Annotated in this window: 18 protein-coding genes; 10 read left to right on the top strand and 8 right to left on the bottom strand. The window is 70.1% G+C overall.

Annotated elements, in window-relative coordinates; translation table 11 throughout:
• The first annotated feature begins 232 nt into the window (after positions 1–232).
• From D7V77_RS01530 to D7V77_RS01520, 3 genes are read left to right on the top strand one after another with little or no spacing between them, the layout of a single operon-like run.
• Positions 233–1,264: a hypothetical protein gene (locus D7V77_RS01530; RefSeq protein WP_120574490.1), complete on the top strand. Its 1,032-nt coding sequence runs from the start codon at positions 233–235 to the stop codon at positions 1,262–1,264.
• Entirely contained in the window at positions 1,261–2,943 is a 1,683-nt protein-coding gene (locus D7V77_RS01525) for an AMP-binding protein (protein WP_120574489.1), read from the top strand. The genes D7V77_RS01530 and D7V77_RS01525 overlap by 4 nt, the downstream gene beginning before the upstream one ends.
• Positions 2,943–3,329: a DUF4280 domain-containing protein gene (locus D7V77_RS01520; RefSeq protein WP_120574488.1), complete on the top strand. Its 387-nt coding sequence runs from the start codon at positions 2,943–2,945 to the stop codon at positions 3,327–3,329. The genes D7V77_RS01525 and D7V77_RS01520 overlap by 1 nt, the downstream gene beginning before the upstream one ends.
• A 1-nt stretch (position 3,330) precedes the next feature.
• Here D7V77_RS01520 and D7V77_RS01515 read toward each other — a convergent pair whose 3' ends face one another.
• The 5 genes from D7V77_RS01515 to D7V77_RS01495 are packed head-to-tail and all read right to left on the bottom strand — an operon-like array spanning position 3,331 to position 8,975.
• Positions 3,331–4,998, bottom strand: a complete 1,668-nt coding sequence (locus tag D7V77_RS01515; RefSeq protein ID WP_120574487.1) for a type VI secretion system baseplate subunit TssF — start codon at positions 4,996–4,998, stop codon at positions 3,331–3,333.
• A gap of 3 nt (positions 4,999–5,001) precedes the next feature.
• Complete coding sequence (locus D7V77_RS01510; protein WP_120574486.1) at positions 5,002–6,633, bottom strand: hypothetical protein; 1,632 nt, start codon at positions 6,631–6,633, stop codon at positions 5,002–5,004.
• Complete coding sequence (locus D7V77_RS01505; protein WP_120574485.1) at positions 6,630–7,016, bottom strand: GPW/gp25 family protein; 387 nt, start codon at positions 7,014–7,016, stop codon at positions 6,630–6,632. Before D7V77_RS01505 ends, D7V77_RS01510 begins: the two co-directional genes overlap by 4 nt.
• 14 nt (positions 7,017–7,030) lie before the next feature.
• A complete protein-coding gene (locus D7V77_RS01500; RefSeq protein ID WP_120574484.1) occupies positions 7,031–7,975 on the bottom strand; it encodes a hypothetical protein in 945 nt (314 codons plus the stop codon).
• A gap of 13 nt (positions 7,976–7,988) precedes the next feature.
• The gene (locus tag D7V77_RS01495; protein WP_120574483.1) at positions 7,989–8,975 is read right to left on the bottom strand and encodes a type VI secretion system protein IglI family protein; all 987 of its coding nucleotides are present in this window, start codon (positions 8,973–8,975) and stop codon (positions 7,989–7,991) included.
• A gap of 55 nt (positions 8,976–9,030) precedes the next feature.
• On the opposite strand from D7V77_RS01495, the gene D7V77_RS01490 reads away from it, so the two are divergent.
• Positions 9,031–9,630, top strand: a complete 600-nt coding sequence (locus D7V77_RS01490) for a hypothetical protein (RefSeq protein ID WP_120574482.1) — start codon at positions 9,031–9,033, stop codon at positions 9,628–9,630.
• Positions 9,631–9,693: 63 nt separating this feature from the next.
• Here the strand turns inward: D7V77_RS01490 and D7V77_RS01485 are convergent, their stop codons facing one another.
• Genes D7V77_RS01485 through tssB form a run of 3 tightly spaced genes read right to left on the bottom strand, consistent with a single transcriptional unit; the run spans position 9,694 to position 12,502 of the window.
• Complete coding sequence (locus tag D7V77_RS01485) at positions 9,694–10,341, bottom strand: hypothetical protein (RefSeq protein WP_120574481.1); 648 nt, start codon at positions 10,339–10,341, stop codon at positions 9,694–9,696.
• A 32-nt stretch (positions 10,342–10,373) separates the two neighbouring features.
• Positions 10,374–11,891, bottom strand: a complete 1,518-nt coding sequence (gene tssC / locus D7V77_RS01480; RefSeq protein ID WP_120574480.1) for a type VI secretion system contractile sheath large subunit — start codon at positions 11,889–11,891, stop codon at positions 10,374–10,376.
• Between the two features lie 50 nt (positions 11,892–11,941).
• On the bottom strand, positions 11,942–12,502 hold the full coding sequence (tssB, locus tag D7V77_RS01475) for a type VI secretion system contractile sheath small subunit (protein WP_120574479.1): 561 nt from the start codon (positions 12,500–12,502) through the stop codon (positions 11,942–11,944).
• Positions 12,503–12,812: 310 nt separating this feature from the next.
• On the opposite strand from tssB, the gene tssK reads away from it, so the two are divergent.
• From tssK to D7V77_RS01445, 6 genes are all read left to right on the top strand, one after another.
• Positions 12,813–14,066: a type VI secretion system baseplate subunit TssK gene (tssK, locus tag D7V77_RS01470; RefSeq protein WP_120574478.1), complete on the top strand. Its 1,254-nt coding sequence runs from the start codon at positions 12,813–12,815 to the stop codon at positions 14,064–14,066.
• A 27-nt stretch (positions 14,067–14,093) separates the two neighbouring features.
• Entirely contained in the window at positions 14,094–14,672 is a 579-nt protein-coding gene (locus tag D7V77_RS01465) for a hypothetical protein (protein WP_120574477.1), read from the top strand.
• Positions 14,673–14,685: 13 nt separating this feature from the next.
• Complete coding sequence (locus D7V77_RS01460) at positions 14,686–15,324, top strand: DotU family type IV/VI secretion system protein (protein WP_120574476.1); 639 nt, start codon at positions 14,686–14,688, stop codon at positions 15,322–15,324.
• On the top strand, positions 15,321–15,638 hold the full coding sequence (locus tag D7V77_RS01455) for a hypothetical protein (protein ID WP_233596578.1): 318 nt from the start codon (positions 15,321–15,323) through the stop codon (positions 15,636–15,638). The genes D7V77_RS01460 and D7V77_RS01455 overlap by 4 nt, the downstream gene beginning before the upstream one ends.
• A 3-nt stretch (positions 15,639–15,641) precedes the next feature.
• Complete coding sequence (locus D7V77_RS01450) at positions 15,642–19,343, top strand: type VI secretion IcmF C-terminal domain-containing protein (protein WP_120574475.1); 3,702 nt, start codon at positions 15,642–15,644, stop codon at positions 19,341–19,343.
• The coding region (locus tag D7V77_RS01445) for a hypothetical protein (RefSeq protein ID WP_120574474.1) at positions 19,340–19,784 on the top strand (445 nt) is incomplete at its 3' end. The genes D7V77_RS01450 and D7V77_RS01445, both read left to right, overlap by 4 nt.

The raw sequence follows: 19,784 nt of genomic DNA, 5'->3' as shown, positions 1-19,784 counted from the left end.
CCGCGAAGCGGGAGCCGCCGTCGAAGCATGGGAAGCCCCATCATCCAGACATCGCCGCAGCGGCTCCAGGACCCGGCGGGTCAACGACCCTGGGGGGCAGGGTGCCCCGGACCCACTCCCTGAAACATCCAGGCGAGGGGCGAGACTGTTTTCATCGCTATGTCTCTGTATGATGACGGCGTGAAGGAACCCGCCACCGGGTTTCACGGAAGCAGGCCGGAGCGCCCCACCCATGTCCTTGTCGGTACACAGAGCCCTCGTCGCGGGGCTCCTGCTGGGCGCCCTGCCCGCCTGGGCCCAGTCCGCCCTGCCCGGCTTCGAATTGGAGCACCTGGAGATCAATCCCGGCCGGGGAACCGCGGTGATGCGCAACGGCGAACTGCTGGTGCCCGGCGGCATGAGCCTGGGGCTGGTGGGCCAGTACCAGCGGCTGCCGCTCGTGCTCCTCAACGGCGAGCGCCGCCTGGAGGCCGTGCGCAACCGCGCGTCCTCCGTCCTGGCGGGCAGCTACGGGGTGCTGCCGTGGCTGGAGGTGGGCGCGCAGGTGCCCGTGGTGTTGTGGCAGCAGGGGGATGATCCAGCGCCCCTGGGCCTGACGCCGCTGGCCTCGCAGGGCCTGGGCACCCCGGAGATACAGGCGCGCCTGGGGCTCTTGTCGCGCCGGGACGAACACCCCGTGGACCTCTCCATGGACCTGGGCGTGGGGCTGCCCATCGGCAGCGCGGCGGTGCTGGGCCGGGACGCGGGCATCCGCGTGCGCGCCCTGGCCGCCATGGGCACGCAGGTGGGGTTCCTCAAGCCCGCGCTGGAGGCCGGCGTGCTGCTGCGCTCGCGCATTCCGCTCTCCGCGCCGGGCGCCTCCGGGCAGATGCTGGAGGTCCGCCTGGGCGCCGGGTTGACGACGGCCGGCCAGGGGCTGCGCGGCGAGCTGGCGGTGAAGGCCGCCTTCGCGTCGGACATGAACCAGCCCGCGGTGGAGGTGCTCGGCGGCGGGCGCATCCCGCTGTCGGAGGGCCTGGAGCTGCACGCGCTCGCCGGGCCCGGCCTGGGACGCACCCCGGGCACGCCCATCGCCCGGGTGCTCCTGGGCGTGTCGTTCCGCCAGGAGCCTCCTCCCCGGATGGAGGTGCTCCCGGAGCCCGTGCCCCAGCTGCGCCTGGAGGAGTTCCAGAAGCAGCCGGAGTACGTCCCGGACACGAGCGTGGAGCCGGTGCCCACCCGCGAGCTGCTCCCCCCTGAACCCGCGCCCCAGTCCTCGCCATGACCTTCGAGCCACGCATCGTGCTCGCCGCGTTCGACGGCACCCAGCCGCCTCCGGACAGCGTGCCCGCGTGGCTCGCGCGAAGCTGGGAGGATCCGGACGGCTTCGCCTCCGCGATGGCCCCCATCCACGCCGGCCGGAGCACGCCCTTCAAGAGCCGCACCGGCCAGCACCACGACTTCTTCCACGACCTGGTGGCCCGTCACGCCACCACGGACCGCATCGCGCTGCGCTCGTACTCGCGGACGCAGGGCTGGCGCACGCTGAGCTACCGCCAGCTCCAGGAGCAGGCCACGCGGCGGGCCACCGCCTGGGCGGGGTTGGGCGTGAAGCCGGGCGCGAAGCTGTGCCTGATGCTGCCGCCGGGACCGGAGCTGATGGTGTCGCTGTGCGCCGCGCTGGGCCTGGGCGCGTGCGTGAGCCTCCTGCCTCCCGGGGCCCGCGCCTTCGTGGCGCGCCGGCTGGACGCGCTCGCGCCCCAGCACATCGCCGCCGAGCCTCACCAGGCGCCGCTCCTGGGCAAGCACGCCGCGCGGCTCCTGCCGATGCAGACGCAGGTGCCGCCCGCGCTCGCGTCGTACACGTACAAGCCGACGGAGCCAGTGGGCCTGCTCTTCTCTCCCCTGGCCAACCCCAGCGACGTGCCCGTGCCGCTCACCGCCGGGGACGCGTGGCGGAGCGCGCTGGTGGACGGGCTGCTGACCTTCGGCCTGAACCCGGGGGACCACCTGGCGGCGCCGGGCTTCCACCCGCTCCAGCACCTGCCTGCGCTGTACTTCACCACGCTCCTGCGCGGCGCGACGTACCTGCACGTGGATCCCGCGGACCTGGACGTCTCTCCCGCGCTGCTGACTGAACACCCCGTGCGCGCCCTGGGCCTCACGCCCGCCGTGCGCGACCTGGTGGCGCGCGCGCGCCTGCCGCTCAAGAACGTGGGCCTGTGGTTCAGGGATCCGCAGGCGCCCTTCGACTTCCACGCGTGGCGCGACGCGCTCAAGGCCTGTGGGCTGGCCAGCGTGCCCGGCGGCAACGTGTGCGTGGACCCGGCGTGGGGGGGCGCGGTGCTGTGCTCGCACCGGCGCGTGGCGGCGGACGTGCACACGGACATCTCCCCCGCGCCCGGGCGCGCCTGGGCGCTGCGCGACTTCACCGACAGCGGGCAGGACGCCCCGGGAGACACAGGGCTCTTCACTCCGCTGCCGGACGCCGGACGGCCGCCCGCGCACGTCGTCCTGACGCGGGTGCGCGGCCAGTACCACCACTTCGGCGTGCGCGAGCCCCGGCGCGAGGGCCGGGTGTTCCTCTTCACGGAGGCCGCGGACGCGCTGCGCGAGCCCCCTGGCCCCCGGCTGGACGCGGTGGGGCTGGCCGTGCCGGTGAGCGGCATGGCGGGCGCGTATCGCAGCGTGCTGCTCGTCTTCACCGGCGACCTGCCCCCCGGCGTGGAGGTCAGCGAAGCGGACGTGCGCCGCCGCATCGAACAGGCCCTGGGCGCGGACGCGCTGCCGGACCGCATCGAGCGCTTCGCGCTTCACGCGCGGCGCCTGGACGGCAAGCAGGACGGACCGGTGGACGAGGAGTGGTGCCGTTCGCAGTACCTCACGGGCTCCCTGAAGCTGAAGGCGGGGGACCCCTTGTTCCAGGCGCTCACGTCACTGCGCGCCCGGGTGGAGTCACGCTGATGGGAATCCAGGTCGTGTCCGGCGCCATGCTCCAGTGCAGCTTCGGTCTGGCGCCCTCCACGCTGTCGGTGCCGCCCGTCAACCAGGTGAACGCCACCGCGCCGGCGGCAACCATCATGGACAACATCCCGGGCATGAACGTGCCGCCCTTCGGCATGTGCCAGTCCATGGCCAACCCCACCGTGGCCGCCGCCACCGCCGCCGCGATGGGCGCCCTCACGCCCATGCCGTGCATGCCCATGCTCCCCGCGCCCTGGACGCCGGGCTCGCCCACGGTACTCATCAAGGGCAAGCCCGCGCTCACCGACAAGTCCATGTGCACCTGCGCTTACGGCGGCATGATCAAGATCAACGTGCCCGGCCAGACGAAGACGCAGGTGAAGTGACTCACGGCAGGGGCACGTAGCGCAGGGGCGCCTCCCGCTGGGGCAGGCGCACCTCCAGCTCCACCACGTCCTCCGCGCTCCAGACGGCGAACAGCTCCACCAGCCGGCCGCACAACAGGTCCACCAGCGGCAGCAGCGACGCGTCCATGGGCCCGAAGCCCAGCTGGTACACGTACTTGAAGCCCGCGGCGCTCCGGGCGAAGGGCTTGGACTTCACGGACACCTCCGTGAGGGACGGCAGCAGGTCCCTGAAGTGCCGCTGCGTCCGCACGCCCAGCACCTCCAGGAGGAACAGCAGGTCCTCGCGCCCCAGGAACCGCTGCGTGCGCAGCGCCAGCAGCTGCAACAGGGCCTGCTGCCCGTGCTCCACCGGGTTGTCCCCGCCGGGCGCCACCGCGCCCACCAGGCTCCACGGCACGCCTTCCAGGAAGCGGTCCGCCAGCACCGGCCGGTAGCCCCGAGCATCGAAGCGCGGCGGCAGCGGCTGGTGCCACAGGCCGTCCACGCCCAGCCGCACCGGCTTGAGGAACGCCTCCGGCATGTCCAGCGCCAGCCACGACGTGCGCGCCAGGCCCTGACCTTCGTGCTCCAGCTCGTACGTGTCCGCGCCTCCGGAGATGGCGCCAGGGCGCAGGGGCACCATGCCCTTCGGAGTCAGCTGGTACACGCCCGTGGCCGTGTTCAGCCGGAAGCCCATGGACGAATCCGGGTGCTGCACCGCGTGCCGCTCCTTCGTGCCGTCGTGCTCCACGGGTGCCGCCATGGCGCGCTGCAGGTTCACCACCGGCACCGCGTGCGCCACGAACGAGTCCGGCCCCACCACCAGCTCCGACGGCCAGCGGCCCGTCAGGCGCAGCGTCAGGGTGAAGCCCTGCCAGTTGCGGGGGGCCGGCGGGATGCGGGCCTCCAGGAACAGCTCCTGCTGCGGGAAGTGCAGCAACTGCCGCAGCCGCTGCAGCGGGTGTTCGGACGCCTCGCCATCCGCCGCCACCGGCCGGGGCGCGCCGAAGCGCACCGGGCCCGAGTGCGCGTCGAAGGGCTTCACCTCGTGCTCCATCGCCTCGTCATCGAAGCTCACGGTGGCGGAGCGCACGGCGCCCTTCAGCTGGAAGAACACCGCCAGGGACGCACGGAAGTCGTTGAGGTGGTTGATGTGCAGCCGCACCTCGCCCGGTGAGTCGTTGCGGGGGAAGCCGCCCTCGAAGACGAGCCGCAGGAGCGCGCCGTCCTCGCCCTGGCGCTCCAGCCGCGCCTGGGTGAGCCGCACGGGCAACAGCCGCAGCGGGGCCAACGTGCGCAGGGAGAGCGGCCCGGTGGGACCGCCGCCCAGGCCCGGGTTGAGGAGGAAGGGCGTGCCCCGGGGCAGCTCCGCGGCGTCCACGAAGCGCGCGTCCGGCTCCGCGCGGAACATGGCCATGGCGGGAATGGGATTGAGCAGGTAGGCGAAGTGCTGCTGGAACAACCGCAGCGTGCTCCGCTCCAACGCGCGCTGCCCCGCCCGGCGCGTGCGCGCGGTGAACAGGGCCATGGCCTCCGTGAGCCGCCGCACGTCCGCGTCCTCGCCGTCCAGCGGCGCGGATGGGTGCAGGGCCGTGTAGCCCAGGCGGAACTTCTCCAGCGCCTGGAGCTCCTCCAGGAACGACGCGTAGAGCGCTTCATCCATCCGCATGGCCTAATCCCCCTCCTGCACGCGCAGGAACATCCGGCCCTCGGTCACCTCGATGAGCTGGGTGTCCTTCTCCAGGGTGCGCTGGATGCGCAGCATGGGCTTCGAGTCCTGGTACAGGTGCTGGATGGACGTCTCGCTCTTGTCCGTCTTGCCCAGGAGCAGGTGGTTGCCCTGCGACTCCTTGGGGAGCCGCGCGCCGGGGCGCCACTCCAGGAAGCGGTCCATGCGCGCGTGCTGGTAGCCCAGCGACACCAGCACCCGCGTCCCCTTGTCCATGGGGAAGTAGAAGTGCCCGGGCTGCTGGTGCGGCTCATAGGGGACGAGCACCTCCTTGTCCCACAAGGGCAACTTCACCCGGTACGACTCCACCGACGTCTCGTCGTCCTGGCGGATCTGATACGTGCGGTCCGGATCCCCGCCCTCTTCGCTCACCACCCGCCCCTCCGCGAGGAAGGGCCAGCGCGGCGGCCGGAAGCGAGGGCGCCGGAAGGTGGGGTCCGCCGCCTCCTCCAGCGTGGCCTTCAACTTCAGCTCGTAGTCGTTGGCGTCGCTGTCCGGGTCGTGCGCGGCGTCGGCCTCCACGGCGCGTGCTTCCAGCTCCAGCGTGTGCAGCCGGTACTGCTTGCCGTGCGTCGCGGCCTGCGTGCTGAAGTCCCCCAGCGTGTAGAGCCCGTTGAGCACCAGCGACGCGCGGGGATAGCCCGCGAAGGACAGCCGCACCTCCGGGCCCTCCATCTGCTGGCGGTTCGTCTCCAGCGTCACCCGGTCCGTGAGCGTGCCCTCCAGCGTGGAGGTGACCAGGCATTCGGTGAGGACACCCGCGATGGCGTCCGCGTTCTCCACCGCCTTGCGCTTCGTGCCGGCGTCCACGTAGCTGTTGAGCACCGACAGCGCGTCCCGCCGCGGCTCCGGGTAGCGCAGGTCCACCTCCGCCACCTCGTCGCGGGTGAGCACCAGCGCCTCGCCGCCTTCGGGCTTCGCGGCCGCGAGCGTGTACTTCCCTTCCGCGTAGTTCAGGAACATGCCCGCGTGCATGCGCGCCTGCACCCAGTGCAGGAAGTCCAGGAAGCTGGCGCCGGAGTCGTCGTCCGCGCCCAGCCCCAGCGCGTGGAGGCCGTGCTTCGTCCCCGCCGCCTCCCACTCGTAGGCCACGTCCAGGCCTCCGGGAGTGTTCGCCTGGATGACCGCTTGCAGCGTCTCGTCCACCCACACGCCGCTGGGGAAGTGGCGGCGCCACAGCATCGCCGCGGGGTCCACCAGGCGGATGCGGTAGCGCCGCTGCATCACCGGCGCGTCCTTCACGTTCGCCAGCGAGCGCTCGCGGACGTGGCGCTCCTCCACCCGCCCGATGAACTTCAGCGGCAGGGCCTCCGCGCCCTCGCGCCCCTCCGCCTGCGCGCCGTAGCGGCGATCCACGGTCAGCGTCGCCGTCAGGGGCTTGGTGTCGGTGAAGGGGGTGAAGAGCGTGTCCTCGTCCCCGCTCTCCTTGCACATCACCCACCACTCCACCTGGGCCTCGAAGCCGTAGGAGCGCGCCTTCACCGACAAGCGCTTGATGCTGCCCGCGGGCAGCGTGAAGGACTCGTCGCCGGCCTTGAGGTCCAGCGTCAGCTTCAGCTGTTCGGTGAACTTCATGGGTCGTCCTCCCCAGCTGCCTCTTCCGGAGGCCGTTCGCGCAGGCGGCGCGAGCCCGGGTCCAGGAGCAGGTCCATGGGCTCGTGGGAGTCACGCAGGAGCAGGCGCACCACCAGGCCGGGCGCGCCGCCTGCCGTGGCGGGCGCCTCGTCGATGGACACCACCTCCACGCGCTGCTCGTAGCGCGACAGCGTCTCGCGGATCTCCAGGCCCAGGCCCGCGAGGCGCTCCGCGTCCGAGCGGAACCCCGTCTCCGTCAGCCCGAAGCCGGGCAGCACGGACGCCGCGCCGCGCTTGGCCTGGAGCAGGTGGCCCAGGTTGCGGAGCACGGCTTCACGAGGCGTCTCCACCACCCCCAGGAACTTCCGGTGCAGAAAGCCCACGGTCCCCTCCCCTCCTAACGTCCAGCTGCTTTCGGCGTGCCCATGGCCATGCCCTGCCGGTCGCCTTCGACACGCGGAGGCGCGGCCACCGGCACGGACGTGTCGCCCAGGAAGATGAGCTGCCGCAGCGGCTTGCCCTCCGCGCCCGGCAGCCGTTCGTAGCCCAGCTGCCCCCGAGGCCCCAGGCGCACGGTCCGCCCGTGCGCGAGCACCGTCAGCACCACCTCCAGCTGCATCCGCGCGGGCACGAGCAGCGGCAGGATGTGCCGGTGGAAGCGGTGGCGCACCCGCGCGGGCCAGTCCCGCCCGCGCATGTCCGCCTCCTCGTCCGCGAACACCTCCACCTGGAAGCCCCCGATGTCCGTCGCGTACGTCTGGCCCAGGATGCCCGTGCCATCCAGCGGCGTGGGCCCGAAGGCGGGCCGCATGCCGGAGAAGCGCGTGCGGAAGGAGCGGCGGACACACGTCACGCGCAGCTCCGGGAACACCTGCTGGAACAGCCACTGGAGCGTGGCCTGCGAATCCACGCCCACCATGCGCAGGTAGAAGCCCTTCGTGCGCTCCCAGTCCCCCACCAGGCTCGCGTCCCGTTCGGGGTGCAGCGCGTCCACCAGCGCCAGCAGCAGCCGGTGGTCGAAGAAGCGGATGAAGTCGAGGAACGGCTCCGGCTCCGGCAGCTGTTCGGCCACCTGGAGGAAGTAGCTGGGCAACAGGCCCGGCGTGGCCAGGAGGCCCAGGTTGAGCGTCACCACCACCCGGCGCACCGGGGCAAGGTGGAACGTCACCGCCTCCACCAGCGACGCGGACGCCACCGGCTCCGGGTTGCTTTCAAAGAGCACCCGGTCCCGGCCATAGCCCTGCGTCTCCAAGAGCCGCAGCAGCGGTCCCAGGTCGAAGTCCTTCGCGCGGGCGCGGATGCGCCGCTCCAGCGGGGACAGCAGCGGCGAGGCGCCGATCATGAGCGGAGCCGCCTCACTCGCCCGGCCCCACGAAGGCGCCCAGGTCCACCTGGTAGAACTGCGACAGCGTGCGCCACTCCATCGTGTCCTTGCGCTCCCAGTGCTCCTGGATGTCCCCCACGTGGCGGTTGAGCAGCGCGCCGAACGACGAGAACAGCTCCGGCAGGTAGCGCCGCGGGTCGAACTCCTCCAGCGTCCGGAGCACGTCGTCGCTCACCATCGCGGCCTTCTGGAAGTCGCCGCGTTCCACCAGCACCTCGAAGGCCTTGAGCTTGTCGCACAGCTCCAGCAGGTGCACGGATCCCCGCAGCTGCAGCGGCCCCGTCGTGCGGGGGAACGGCGATGGCGGCGTGGCCGCCGCAGCCGCGGAGGATTTCGCGCCGCGCCCCTTCGAGGGGGCGGCCGGCTTCGCGGGCTCCGGGGACGGGGCGGGAGCGGCCGCGCGCTCCTGCGTCGTCTCCCGCAGCCACTGTCCCAGCCCCGCCAGGCCCTGGGCCCCGTTGCGGAACGCGGGGCCTTCCAGCACGCCCTGCAGGGTCTGGATGCCGCGCAGGGCGTCCTTGCGCTTGCCGTCCGTGAAGCCCTTGGTCCACGCCTCCCAGCCGGCGTCCCGCTTGCCGTGGTGATACTTCAGCGCGCTCACCAGGAGCTGGAACAGCCACGTCAGCGCCTTGTTGAGCAGCACCGCGGGCTTGGACTTGTCCTTCCCCTCGCCCTGCGCGGCCTCCTCCGCCGCCGCGCGCGAGAGCGCGACCAGCACCTCCAGCACCTCCGGCAGGCGCGAGAGCCCGTCCTCGCGCAGCGTCGCGAAGAGGTAGTAGGCCGACAGCCGGACCTCGTAGACCCCTTCACCGTCCAGGGCCTCGATGGCGTCCGCGGCCTCGACGTAGGCCTCCCGCTGCACCAGGTCCGCCACCGTGAGGAAGCGCGGATCATGCGACTCCAGGCGCTCCAGCGATCCGCCCTCCACGGGGCGCAGGCACAGGCTCAGGTCTCTCATGGTCTGTCTTTCCACTTCATGTTACATGTCTTTCATTCACAAGGACAGACACCCCATGCCCATCGCCAAGCCCGACGTACTCGAACTCGAATGCAATTGGCAGACCGGGTTTCAATACCGGCCCGGCTTTCGTGGAGCGCTGGGATATCTGCTGGAATGGAACGGCTGCGGGGGGCTCAACCTGGCGAAGGACCTCACCCTGTTCTCCCCCACGGTGGGTGACTTCGGGCCCAAGGCGCAATGCATTGGTCTCATTGAACGGCTGGCCATGAATGGTGCTTCCGGCCCCATGGACTTCACCGTGTACGTGGGCCGCGTCACGGCCGCGAACGTGCTCAACCACTTCGCCAAGCCCTTGGACAACCTGCGGCTGAAGCTGGCGTGGGCCATCATCGACTTCGATGAAGCGGGTGACACCTGGTTCGAAGCCGCCAAGCTGAAGAGCCCTGCTTCCGCCGAGGCGCTGATGGACACGGAGAAGGGCCGCCCCAAGGTCTTCCTGGACAATCAGCCCGCCACGCTGGCCGAGGACCTGGACATCCGCTTCCACCGCTTCCAGTTCCGGGTGGTGCCCGCGCCCAAGAAGAGCACCACCCTGGAGTTCGCCACCAACTCCCAGGAGCGCCGCGTCACCAAGTGGGGCTCTGACAAGTAGCCCCCCAACGCGGAAACGGGGAAGGCGCTTTTCCCGCCCTCCCCGTCCTGCTTCAACCGCTGACTACTGTTTGCCTTCGACGTAGCCCCAGGCGTACACGTCCTTGTCCAGCGAGTTGTGCCCGTAGTGGATGTTGCACAGGTGCGCCTTGTCCGGGATGAGCTGGAAGGTCATCTGGCAGAACTTGACGTCCGTGACGCCCACGTTCTCCGGATCACCCACGTGCATCATCACCTCGCTGCCCTTCTGGTTCAGCCGGGCGGACATCTCGTTGGCGGGGCCACCGGCCTCGTCACCGAGCGGATAGCACTTCTCGAACCACTTGCCCTGGGCGCTGTCCCACTCGCAGATCCAGAACTTGAGCTGACGGATCTCCGTGTTGGTGATGCCGGTGAAGTCCGCCTTGTTCTCCGGCGAGATCAGCACCGTGAAGTCAATGGGGTCGAGCTTGCCGCCCTCCCACTGGAGCTGGGTGATGAGGCCCACCGCGCGCACGGCCTTCTTCGCGCCTACGTCCTCCAACGCCACACCGGCGTAGGCGGGATCGCCGACGAACGGGGTGTAGAAGAGGCTGCTGCTCTTGGGGAACGAGCCGTCGTCCTTGCCCATCCCCTTGATGTCCAGCAGGTAGCCCACCGGGATGTTCTTCTGGGGGCGCTGCTGGATGGTCTGCTGCCAGTCACACGAAATGCCAAGCGGTCCATCACCCATGGTTTCGGTCCTCCATTTTGCTGCGGGGTTTGTCAGCCGAGCCGCGCATCCACGCGGAGGTCCACGTTCATGCCTTCGAACTGGATGTGCGGGAGGACGGAGAGGTTGCAGTGGTACCAGCCCACCTTGCCGGGCACTTCCGCCACGGTGAGGTTGTAGGCCTTGAAGGGGTAGTAGCGCAGCGTCAGGTCATCCGGGTTCACCAGCGTGGTGACGTACCGGGAGATCCACCGGTCCAGCTGCTGCTGCATGTACGCCGCGTTGGCCGTGCTGCCGATGTTCTCGCGCATGATGGCCTTCACGTAGTGCGCGATGCGGCTGATGGAGTACGTGTAGGCCAGGTTCGTCACCAGCTGCGAGTTCTCCGAGTCCTTCGTGTCCTCGAAGACCTTGGCCTTCTTGAGGGACTGGACGCTGAAGAAGACGGCCTCCGCGCTCCCCTTCTTGTGGATGAGCGGGATGAAGCCGCCGTTGGCGAGCTCCAGCTCGCGGAAGTCCGGGATGGACATCTCCACGGGCAGCTTCATCTCCTCCTCGCCGCGCAGGTGCGTCAGGTGCACGGGCAGGCCCGCCACCAGGCCGCCGCCCTTGGGGCCGCGGATGTGCTGGCACCAGCCGGAGCCCGCGAACGAGCGCACCAGGTTGCGCGCGAACAGCATGGCCGCGTTGCCCCAGAGGTACTCCTCTTCCTTGTCGCCCTTCACCGCCTCCGTGAAGTTCATGCCGGGGGCCGGGTAGGTCTCCGGGTTGTAGGGCGGCCGGACGATGTAGCGCGGCAGCGTGAGGCCCACGTAGGCGGCCTCGTCCGTGTCACGCAGCGCGTTCCAGGCGGAGTACTTGGGCGAGTCCAGCAGGCTGGCCACGTCACGCAGCTGGGACACCTCCTTCATGGTGTCGCAGCCGAAGAAGCGCGGAGACACGGACGCCACGAACGGCGCGTGGCTGGCCGCGGCGATCTTCCCCATCGTCTTGAGCCACAGCATGTCCTGCGGCGTGTTGGCGAACTCGTACATGCCCACCAGCGCGCCGTAGGGGGCGCCGCCGTACTGATCGTACTCAGCGACGTACAGCTTCTTGAAGAACTCCGAACCGGCGACGTCCGCCGCGTTCGTCTCCAGGTCGCTGTAGGCCTCCTCCTTGGAGACATCCAGCAGGCTCAGCTCGACGTTGGCCTTGAAGTTGGTGTTACGCACCAGGTCGTTGAGCGCGGTCCACTGCGCCTCCACCTCCTGGAACTCCGGCGCGTGCAACACGGCATTGAGCTGATCCGACACCAGCGCGTCGATGGTGCCGACCAGCTCCTGCACCGTCTGCTTGTCGAAGCGGCCCTCGTCCGTGTCCATGTTGTGGACCATGGCCGCCAGGCTGGAGACGAAGCGCTCCTCGGGGGTGGCGTCGTCGGGGATGACCAGCAGGTCGGTCTGGGTGGAGGCGTCGCGCGCGGTGGGCACGGAGCCCAGGCGCACGCTGTTGAGGAACAGCGGAAGGTCCAGGGGCACATCGGCCACGGCGGTCGTCGCGGTGGTGGAAGACGCAGGAGCGGTAGGCATGGCAGGAGCTCTCGTTCAGGAAGGTCGTGGGGAGGGGCTTGCGCCCGGCATCACGTCGTCGGCGGCTGCGGGTTCGTCGCGGCCAGCTTCGGCAGGCTCATCGACTTGAACGCGGCCAGCTCCGTCTTCAGCTTCTGGACGGCCTCCGGGTTCTGCGCGAGCTGGCGCACCAGCTGGCGGAACTCCTTGCGGTTGTCCAGGTTGCCCTGCAGCTCCAGCAGCAGCTTGCGCAGCGTGAGCAGCGCGTTGATCTTCGGAACCTGACGCGCCACGTCCACCGGGCTGAAGGACTTCATCGAGTCCAGCTTGAGGCTCACCTGCAGCGGCGCCGGCGCCGACCCATCCACCGGGTCCTTCTTGTCCACGCGGTTGGGCACGCTGAAGTTCAGCGTCATGCCCATGTTCTGGATGACCTGGTTCAGGTTCTTGCCATCCAGGTTGCGGATCTCCCGCTGATCCAGGTCCTTCTTGCGGTCAATGGAGGTGCCCTTGGAGAAGTCCCCCATCACCAGCAGCCGGAACGGAAGCGCCTTGTCCGCCCGGGTTCCGTTCACCTGGGTGCGGTAGGTCAGCGTGATGCGTGATCTGGGAATTTCGTCGGTGATGGCCATGAGTACCCCCAAGAACTGAACCGCCGTTTGTGAAGGAATTGATAAACCATACGAATACAAAAAATCAATACGCCTCCAACGTATAACCCGACACATTGGGCGCATCCGCACCCGGTGAGACAAATTGGACTCAACCCAGGGCATCCCCTGCCCCTCAGTGCGAGAAACCAGGCACGGTGGATCATCCAGGCTGACTTGACGCCACCGGCATCAGGCCGGTAGTTTTTTTGAAACACTGTCACCCAGCCCAAGCAAGTTTTTGCCCCGGGCGGTCCCCGTGACAGGAAACCCGCTCCCGCCGCTCCTGGACATGAACCCAGACACCCTCGCGAGAGTCCTGTGGCAGGAGGGGCAGACCCTGCTGCCCGAACACTTCCGGGCGCAGGAGGAATCCCTCTCCACGGAGGCCCGGCGCTACGCGGGGTTCGCGGGCCTTCCGGTAGTGGGCGTGAGCGCGCTGCGTTTCAACAATGTGTTGCTCGCCAAGGGCTCGGTGGCGCTGGAGGAGTTGACCGCGGTGTTACCGGGAGGCCACCTGGTGGAGGTGCCGGGTAACGCGGATGTAACACCGCTGTCGCTCGAGGAGACGGGCCGCATGCGGGTGACGGTGTATCTGCACCTGCTGGGGGTGCTGGAGCCCCGCGAGGACATGGCGCCCGCGGGCGGAGAAGCCCCCAGCGTGGTGCGCGCGGGACGGCGGCTGTGCCTGTCGCTGGAGCCGGTGGTGGACGACACGGTGAGCAGCCTGTCGCTGGCCGTCTTCACCCGGAACGCGGACGGGCCCTGGCAGCTGTCCGCCACGCACCTGCCGCCGCTCTTGAGCGTGGGCCCCCACCCGTTCCTGGAGCCCCTGTTCGAGCAGCTGGACGGCCTGCTCCAGCAGGCGCAGGGGCAGCTGCGCACATCGCTGCGCGAGGGCCTGGTGCGAGGCGACCGGCTGGCCAGCGCGCGGCGGGCGCTGTGCGAGGTGCGAAGCCTCCAGGTGCTGCGCCAGGACATGCGTCACGGCCTGCAACCGCCGCCCTACCCGCTGGTGCAGGCGCTGCGGCGGCTGTACTTCGAGACGTGCTGCTACCTGGAGGCGGAGCCGGACGACGAGCTGCCCGCGTACGAGCACGAAGCGCCGGGCCCGGGGCTCGCGCGGTGGATGGAGCTGCTCACGCGCGGGTTCCGCCCTCAGGCCAGCCCCCTGTCCTACCGGGTCTTCGACTTCCAGGACGGCCACTTCAAGCTGACCCCGCTGCCCAGGGAGACGCCGGCGCCGGATGACTTCTACCTGCTGGTGCGCCGGCAGGAGCGCGACCGGCCCCGCTCCATGGAGGGCGTGAAGCTGGCCAGTCCCCTGCGGCTGCCGGCGGTGCGTCGCCAGGCCTTGAAGGGCGTGCCGTACCGGCACGTGGCCTTCCCGTCGTTCCCCCACGCCTTCGACGCGGACATCGACTGGTATCAGCTGACGCCCCAGAGCGAGGAATGGCAGTCCGCGACGCGCGAGGACGGGCTCACCTTCTTCGCCACGCCCGCGCTCGAAGGGGCGCAGGTGCTCCTCTACTGGCGCAGGGCCTGACGGAGGACCGACGGGGGAACGGCGCGCATGCCCAAGCTCATCTGCATCATCGACATGGACAAGGAGAAGGGCCTCACCCTCACCACGGAGGACAAGGACGGGAAGATCCTCCAGACAGTGAAGATGGACGGCGAGGCCATCACCCTGGAGGTGAAGGGTGACAGCGCCACCAGCACCATCGTGCAGAAGCAGGACAGCGTCACGGTGACCGTCAAGTCCTTCGTGCTGAAGGCGGAGACCATCGAGGTGACGTCCACGAAGGCGTCGTCGTGGAAGAGCGACGACACGTTCGCGCTGGAGAGCGCCAAGGCCTTCACGGTCACCACGAAGGACGCGCTGACGCAGAAGGCTGCGAAGGACGCGACCCTCTCCTCGGACGAGGCCGTGACGCTGAAGGCTGCGAAGAAGTTCAGCGTGGAGGGTGACGACGTCCAGGTGGAGGCCAAGACCGGCGCGGTGGCCCTGAAGGCCCCGTCCATCAAGGCGGAGGGCCAGAAGGACGTCGCCATGGAGGGAGCGCAGGTGACGGTGACCGCCAAGGCGAAGCTGGGGCTCAAGGCGGACGGCGTGGCGGAACTCAAGGGCGGCATGGTGAACGTGGGTTGACGGGGGGGCGCGGATGAAGCTCGAGCACTGGCAGGTCGTCTTCACGCAGTACCGGCAGGCCCAGTCCGTGCTGGACGGGTGGCTGCCGCAGTCCGCGCCCGGTTCGGCCGCGGCCGTGGGGCTCTTGGGCCGCGAGGGCCTGCGCAGGCTCCACGACGAGCTCCTGGAGGTGATTGAGCGGCTGCGCGCGGGCCTGGGCGCCCACGCCCGCGACGAGGAGGTGCAGGACGCGCTCAAGCCCTTCACGTACCTGGTGGACGAGCGCGTCCTCCTGAGGCTCGCGGACTCGGAGCAGCCGCTGTGGCCGCTGTTGCAGTACCGCCTCTTCGGCGAGGACGGCGGCGGCGAGGCCTTCTACACGCTGGCGGATCAACGGCTGGATCAGCCGGGTTCACCCGCGCTGCTCTTCGAGATGCTCCACTTCTGCATCACGGCGGGCTTCGGAGGCCGCTACCTGGGACACACCGCGAAGCTGCGCGAGTACCAGGAGCGGCTGTCCGCGCGCATCGTCACGCCCCCGCCACCGCCCGCCTTCGCCGGGGCTGGTGAGTCCTCCGGGCCGCTGCTCTACGCCTTTCCCGCCCGCTACTACGCGGCCAGCGCCGCGAGCGTGCTGGGGCTGCAGTGCCTGCTCTGGTGGGTGACCCGGTGAAGCCACAAGCCGCCGCACCCCAGGCTCCGGCCGCGGCGCCCATCGACGCGGCGCCCGCCCTGCTCCAGGAGGTGCGCAAGACCGTCGCCGCGCGCCTGGGGGTGGGGCGTCATGGCCTGGAGCCGATGCTGGACGAGCTGGGCCAGACGCTGGCCCGCCTGATGCCGGGGCCGGGTGACGCGCGGTTGTCGCCGGAGGAGCAGGAGAAGGCCCGCGCGTCGTTCGCGGGCACGGTGGACACACTGGAGGACGTCCTGGAGGCCCTGCATCGCTCGGGCCGGGCTGGGAACGTCCTGGGCTGGGGAGAGCGCTGAGCCATGGATGTCATCAAGAAACTGATCGCGTTCATCCCACCGAAGTGGAAGCCCTACGCGCTTCTCCTCATGGCGCTGCTGGCCATTGGCATCCCGCTGTTCCTCGTGTGGCGTGCGAAGCGCAAGAGCGCGCCGGCCGGAGGGGCCGCCGCGCCGGAGCCCCTGGCGAAGAACCGGCTGCGCAAGGTGCGCGAGAAGTTCCTGGCCGGGCTACCGCTGCGGCACCGCGTGGCGGTACGGGACCTGCCAGGTGTGGTGGTGCTGGGGCCTGCGGGCGCGGGCAAGTCGCGGCTCATCGAGCTGGACCTGGACTGGAAGCGGCAGGCGCGGCAGTTCCTGCCCAGCCTCCTCACGGACTCGCTGCTCCAGGTCTACCTGGGCGCGGACGTGGTGGCCCAGGAGCTGTCCGCGCAGCTCGTGGAGGACGAGTCGCCCCAGGCGCGAGAGGCGCTGCGCCGGCTGTGGAAGGACAGCTTCGGCAGCGGCCAGCAGGCGCTGGCGGTGCTGGTGCTGGACGCGCGCTGGCTGCAGGACACGCCCCCGGACGAGGTGCGCCGCGCGGCGCAGCTGCTGCGAGGCAAGCTCAACCTGTTGTCGGAGGTGCGCGGGGGCGAGCTGGAGACGCGCCTGTGCCTCACCCACCTGGATGAGCGGGAGGGCTACGCGGACTTCGCGAAGCTCTTGCGCGCCTACCACGTGCCGCTGCGCTTCCCCCTGCCCCCGTCGGGCCAGGAGGGACAGGTGGGCTCGCTGCTCAAGGCGCAGGAGCACTACCTCGCGCTGGGTCTCACGTCGCTTCCGGTGGAGTCCTTCGAACGGCTGGAGCACTTCTATTCGGAGGGCCACGCCCCTTTCGAGGCGCTGTCGCGCTTCGTGACGGCGCTGATGGAGGGCCAGACGCTGGCGTACGCGCCCCGGCTCGCCACGGTGTCGCTGTCGTCCGCGGACAAGGACACGAGAGACCCTGACGTCCTCTCGGTGTCCGCCGAGGCCAGCACGGCGAAAGCGGTCCACGAGCGCTACCTGCACATCCACCTGCGCCGGGCGGTGCTGCTGGGGCTGGCGTGCGCGCTGCCGCTCCTGGCCGTGTACGGGCACTTCGCGTGGAGGCTGGGCCAGGCGCGCACACGCGTGCAGCGCTTCGAGGAGATGGTCCAGCGCATCCGCGACCAGGGGCAGGAGGTGTCCGGGGCCGCGGTGCAGGAACCGGTGGTCGCCGCGGGCCACTCCCTGGACTCGTTGTGGCGGGCCATGAACACGTGGCCCCTGTTGCGCTACAGCTTCACCGACGCGCGCGAGGACCTGCGCCAGCGCCTGGCGCGGGGCATCCGCGAGGCCCACATCCGGCCCGCCCTGGAGAAGTGCCACCGCCAGCCGGACACGTGCCGTCCGGAGCAGGTCGTCTACCTGCTGGCCGCGTTGCACGGTTCGCGCGAGGAGCCGCTGGGCCAACTGGTGCTGTCCAGCCTGAAGACGCGTCCGAACTGGGGCTTCGTGTCGGAGGACGGCTCGGCGGAGCCTGCCGCGGACGCGGCGGCGTTGGAGGGAGGGCGCTCGTGGGTGACGGCGGTGGGGCTGAACGACTCCCTGGTGGCCGACTACGTCGTCATGAGCAATCCGCCGTGGTCCGCGCCGGACACGCCCGAAGCCAGCTGGGCGCGCTGGCCCTACCCGGAGCCGCTCACGCAGGAGTCCCAGCTGATGCCGTGGCAGGCGCACCTGCGGCGGTTGCAGGACCTGCTGGCGAACCGGGCCGTGGAGCCGCGCGCGCTGGAGCAACTGGACGCGGAGCTGGAGTCCATGCAGGACGAGCGACGGAGGCTCCAGACGCTGCTGGATGACAGCGCGCGCTTCAGCAGCCTGCCGCGCGCGCTGGAGCTCCTGGCCGCCTCCGAGGCGCGGGTGGACACCAGCCGCTTCCGGGGCATCCCCTCCACCATCAGGACGGTGGCGTGGATCAACGACCACCGCGAAGTGCTGACGAACGTGCTGCGCATGGAGGAAGAGGCCTTCCTGGGCGTGAAGGCGGTGCAGAAGATGAACGTGGCGGAGCTGCTGGTGCGCGACGGCCTGTGGCTGCCGGGCAACGGCCCCTCGGTGCTCCAGGTCCCGGTGCTCCAGAGCACCTTCGAGTTCCGGCCCAAGGACAGCTCGCGGCTCCTGCACCAGGCGCTCTTGCGCTACCACGAGAAGACGGGGCGCATGCCCTTCGGCGTGGTGGAGGGCGAGGAGGCGGTGGCGGCGCGGAGCGGCGCGAGCCTGGCGTCGGACCGGCTGGAGTTCGACACGCGGTTGCGCCCGCTGGTGGATGAGTTCACCACGCGCATCAAGGGTTCGGGGCTGCCGGTGGAGGAGGTGTTGCAGCGCCACGAGCACGTGCGCCGCAAGGTGAACCAGTTCGCGGTCCAGTACCGCAACCGCCTGTTCCAGCGCGTGGGCGGCTACCGCTTCCAGGCGGTGATTCCCGCGCTCCTGGCGGAGGAGCTGTCGCGTCTCACGCAGCCGTCCTCGGACCTGGTGGACATGCTGCGCGACGTCGCCCAGAGCGTGGCGCTGGAGCCGTTGGAGGGGCCCTTCTACGAATCCCTGCGCAACGCGGTGGCGCCCTTCAAGCCCATCGCCACGGTGATGAAGCCGGACGAGACGGGCAACTACACGGCGCTCAACCCCTACCGGGCGCTGGTGGCCCAGATGTCGGACGAGCTGAACGCGGTGCCCCGTCCGGGCATGGTGCCCGCGGAGGCGACAGCGTCGCTCACGGGAGGCCTGGCCACTGGCAGCGCTCAGCCGGCCGGCGGGGCCGCGAAGCTCCAGGAGCTGCTCACGCCGCTGGGGAGGCTGGCCTTCGCGATGATGATGGAGGACGACACGTCCTACCTGCGCAAGGTGGACGCGTGGCTGGACCAGCAGGGGCTCATAGGAGAGCTGCGGCAGCCCTTCCGCCAGCCGTTCCTCGCGGTGCGCGAGCTGGGCCAGCGGGAGATTGAACGAACCCTGGAGCGGCAGTGGGACGAGGCCTCGGGCCGGTTCCTGCGTCCGCTGCTGAAGCACTATCCGTTCACGCCGGACGCGTCGCAGGAGGTGGCGCAGGAAGACCTGGAGGTGCTGCGCCGGCTCGACGGAGCCTTCTGGGACTTCGTGACGCGGGTGCTGACACCGGTGTGCGAGGAGCGAGGCTCGGAGTGGGTACCGCGAAGCGCGCTCCAGTCGCGGCTGGCGTTCCCGCAGGGGATGTTGCCCTCCTTGGGGAAGCTGTCGCGGCTGGCCCGCGTGCTGTGGGACGCGGAGGGCAGGCCCCGGCCGCTCATGTTGCAGGTGATGCCGCTGCCGCTGCCGAAGGCGCCCGTACCGGGCAGCTTCGTGACGCTGGGTTCGCTCAAGTGCGGCAAGACGACGTTCCTCGCGTACAACCAGAGTCCGTCGTGGCAGGAGTTCCCGCTGGCGTGGTGGGACCAGCAGACGGCGTCGCTGATGCTGGAGTTGCGTGCGCCCACGGAGCAGTCGGTGCAGTACGCGTCGCTGGAGAAGTCGCGTTCGGCGTGGAGCTGCTTCCGGCTGCTGGAGTCATCCCAGGCCACGGAAGACCCGCAGCACCGCAAGTGGTCGTTGAGAGCGCGAGCAGCCACGCCCCCGGACGGGGTGATGGAGCTGCGCGTCGGGCTCAAGGGTGAGCCCTGGATCCCGTTCCGCGAGGTGCCGCGATGAAACCGTGGGCAGGCTGCATCCCCCTGGCGCTGTGTTTCCTGGCCGCGTGTCAGCCGAGCACGCTGCACCTGAGCGTGAAGGCCCCGTCAGGGACGAACCAGGGCCGGCCGATGTACATGCTGGTGCGCAAGGTGGATCCGAAGCAGTTCGCCGTGGAGTCCTACGGCGAGGTGTCCGCGCGCATCTTCCAGCCGGACGCGGACGTGCTGCTGTCTGAGGTCATCTACCCGGGCAGGTTGCAGCGCATGAAGGTGCCTCTGCCGGACAACACGCCGGTGGCGGTGTCGTTCCTCTTCACCGCGCCGGACGGCACCTGGCAGCAGTTCGTGAACGCGCCCGCGCCCGGCTCGCTGGAAATCGAGCTGCTCGAAGGCCGCATCCGCACGGGCACCCAGCCCGCGGTGCCCAAGGAAGGCGACGACGCGGCGAAGCCGCCCGAGC

Origin of the sequence: Corallococcus sp. CA041A (genome assembly GCF_003612075.1) — a bacterium.
GTDB classification, from domain to species: domain Bacteria; phylum Myxococcota; class Myxococcia; order Myxococcales; family Myxococcaceae; genus Corallococcus; species Corallococcus exiguus.
The sequence above is the reverse complement of the archived record's forward strand: the minus strand, read 5'-3'. Positions and strand labels throughout refer to the sequence as shown.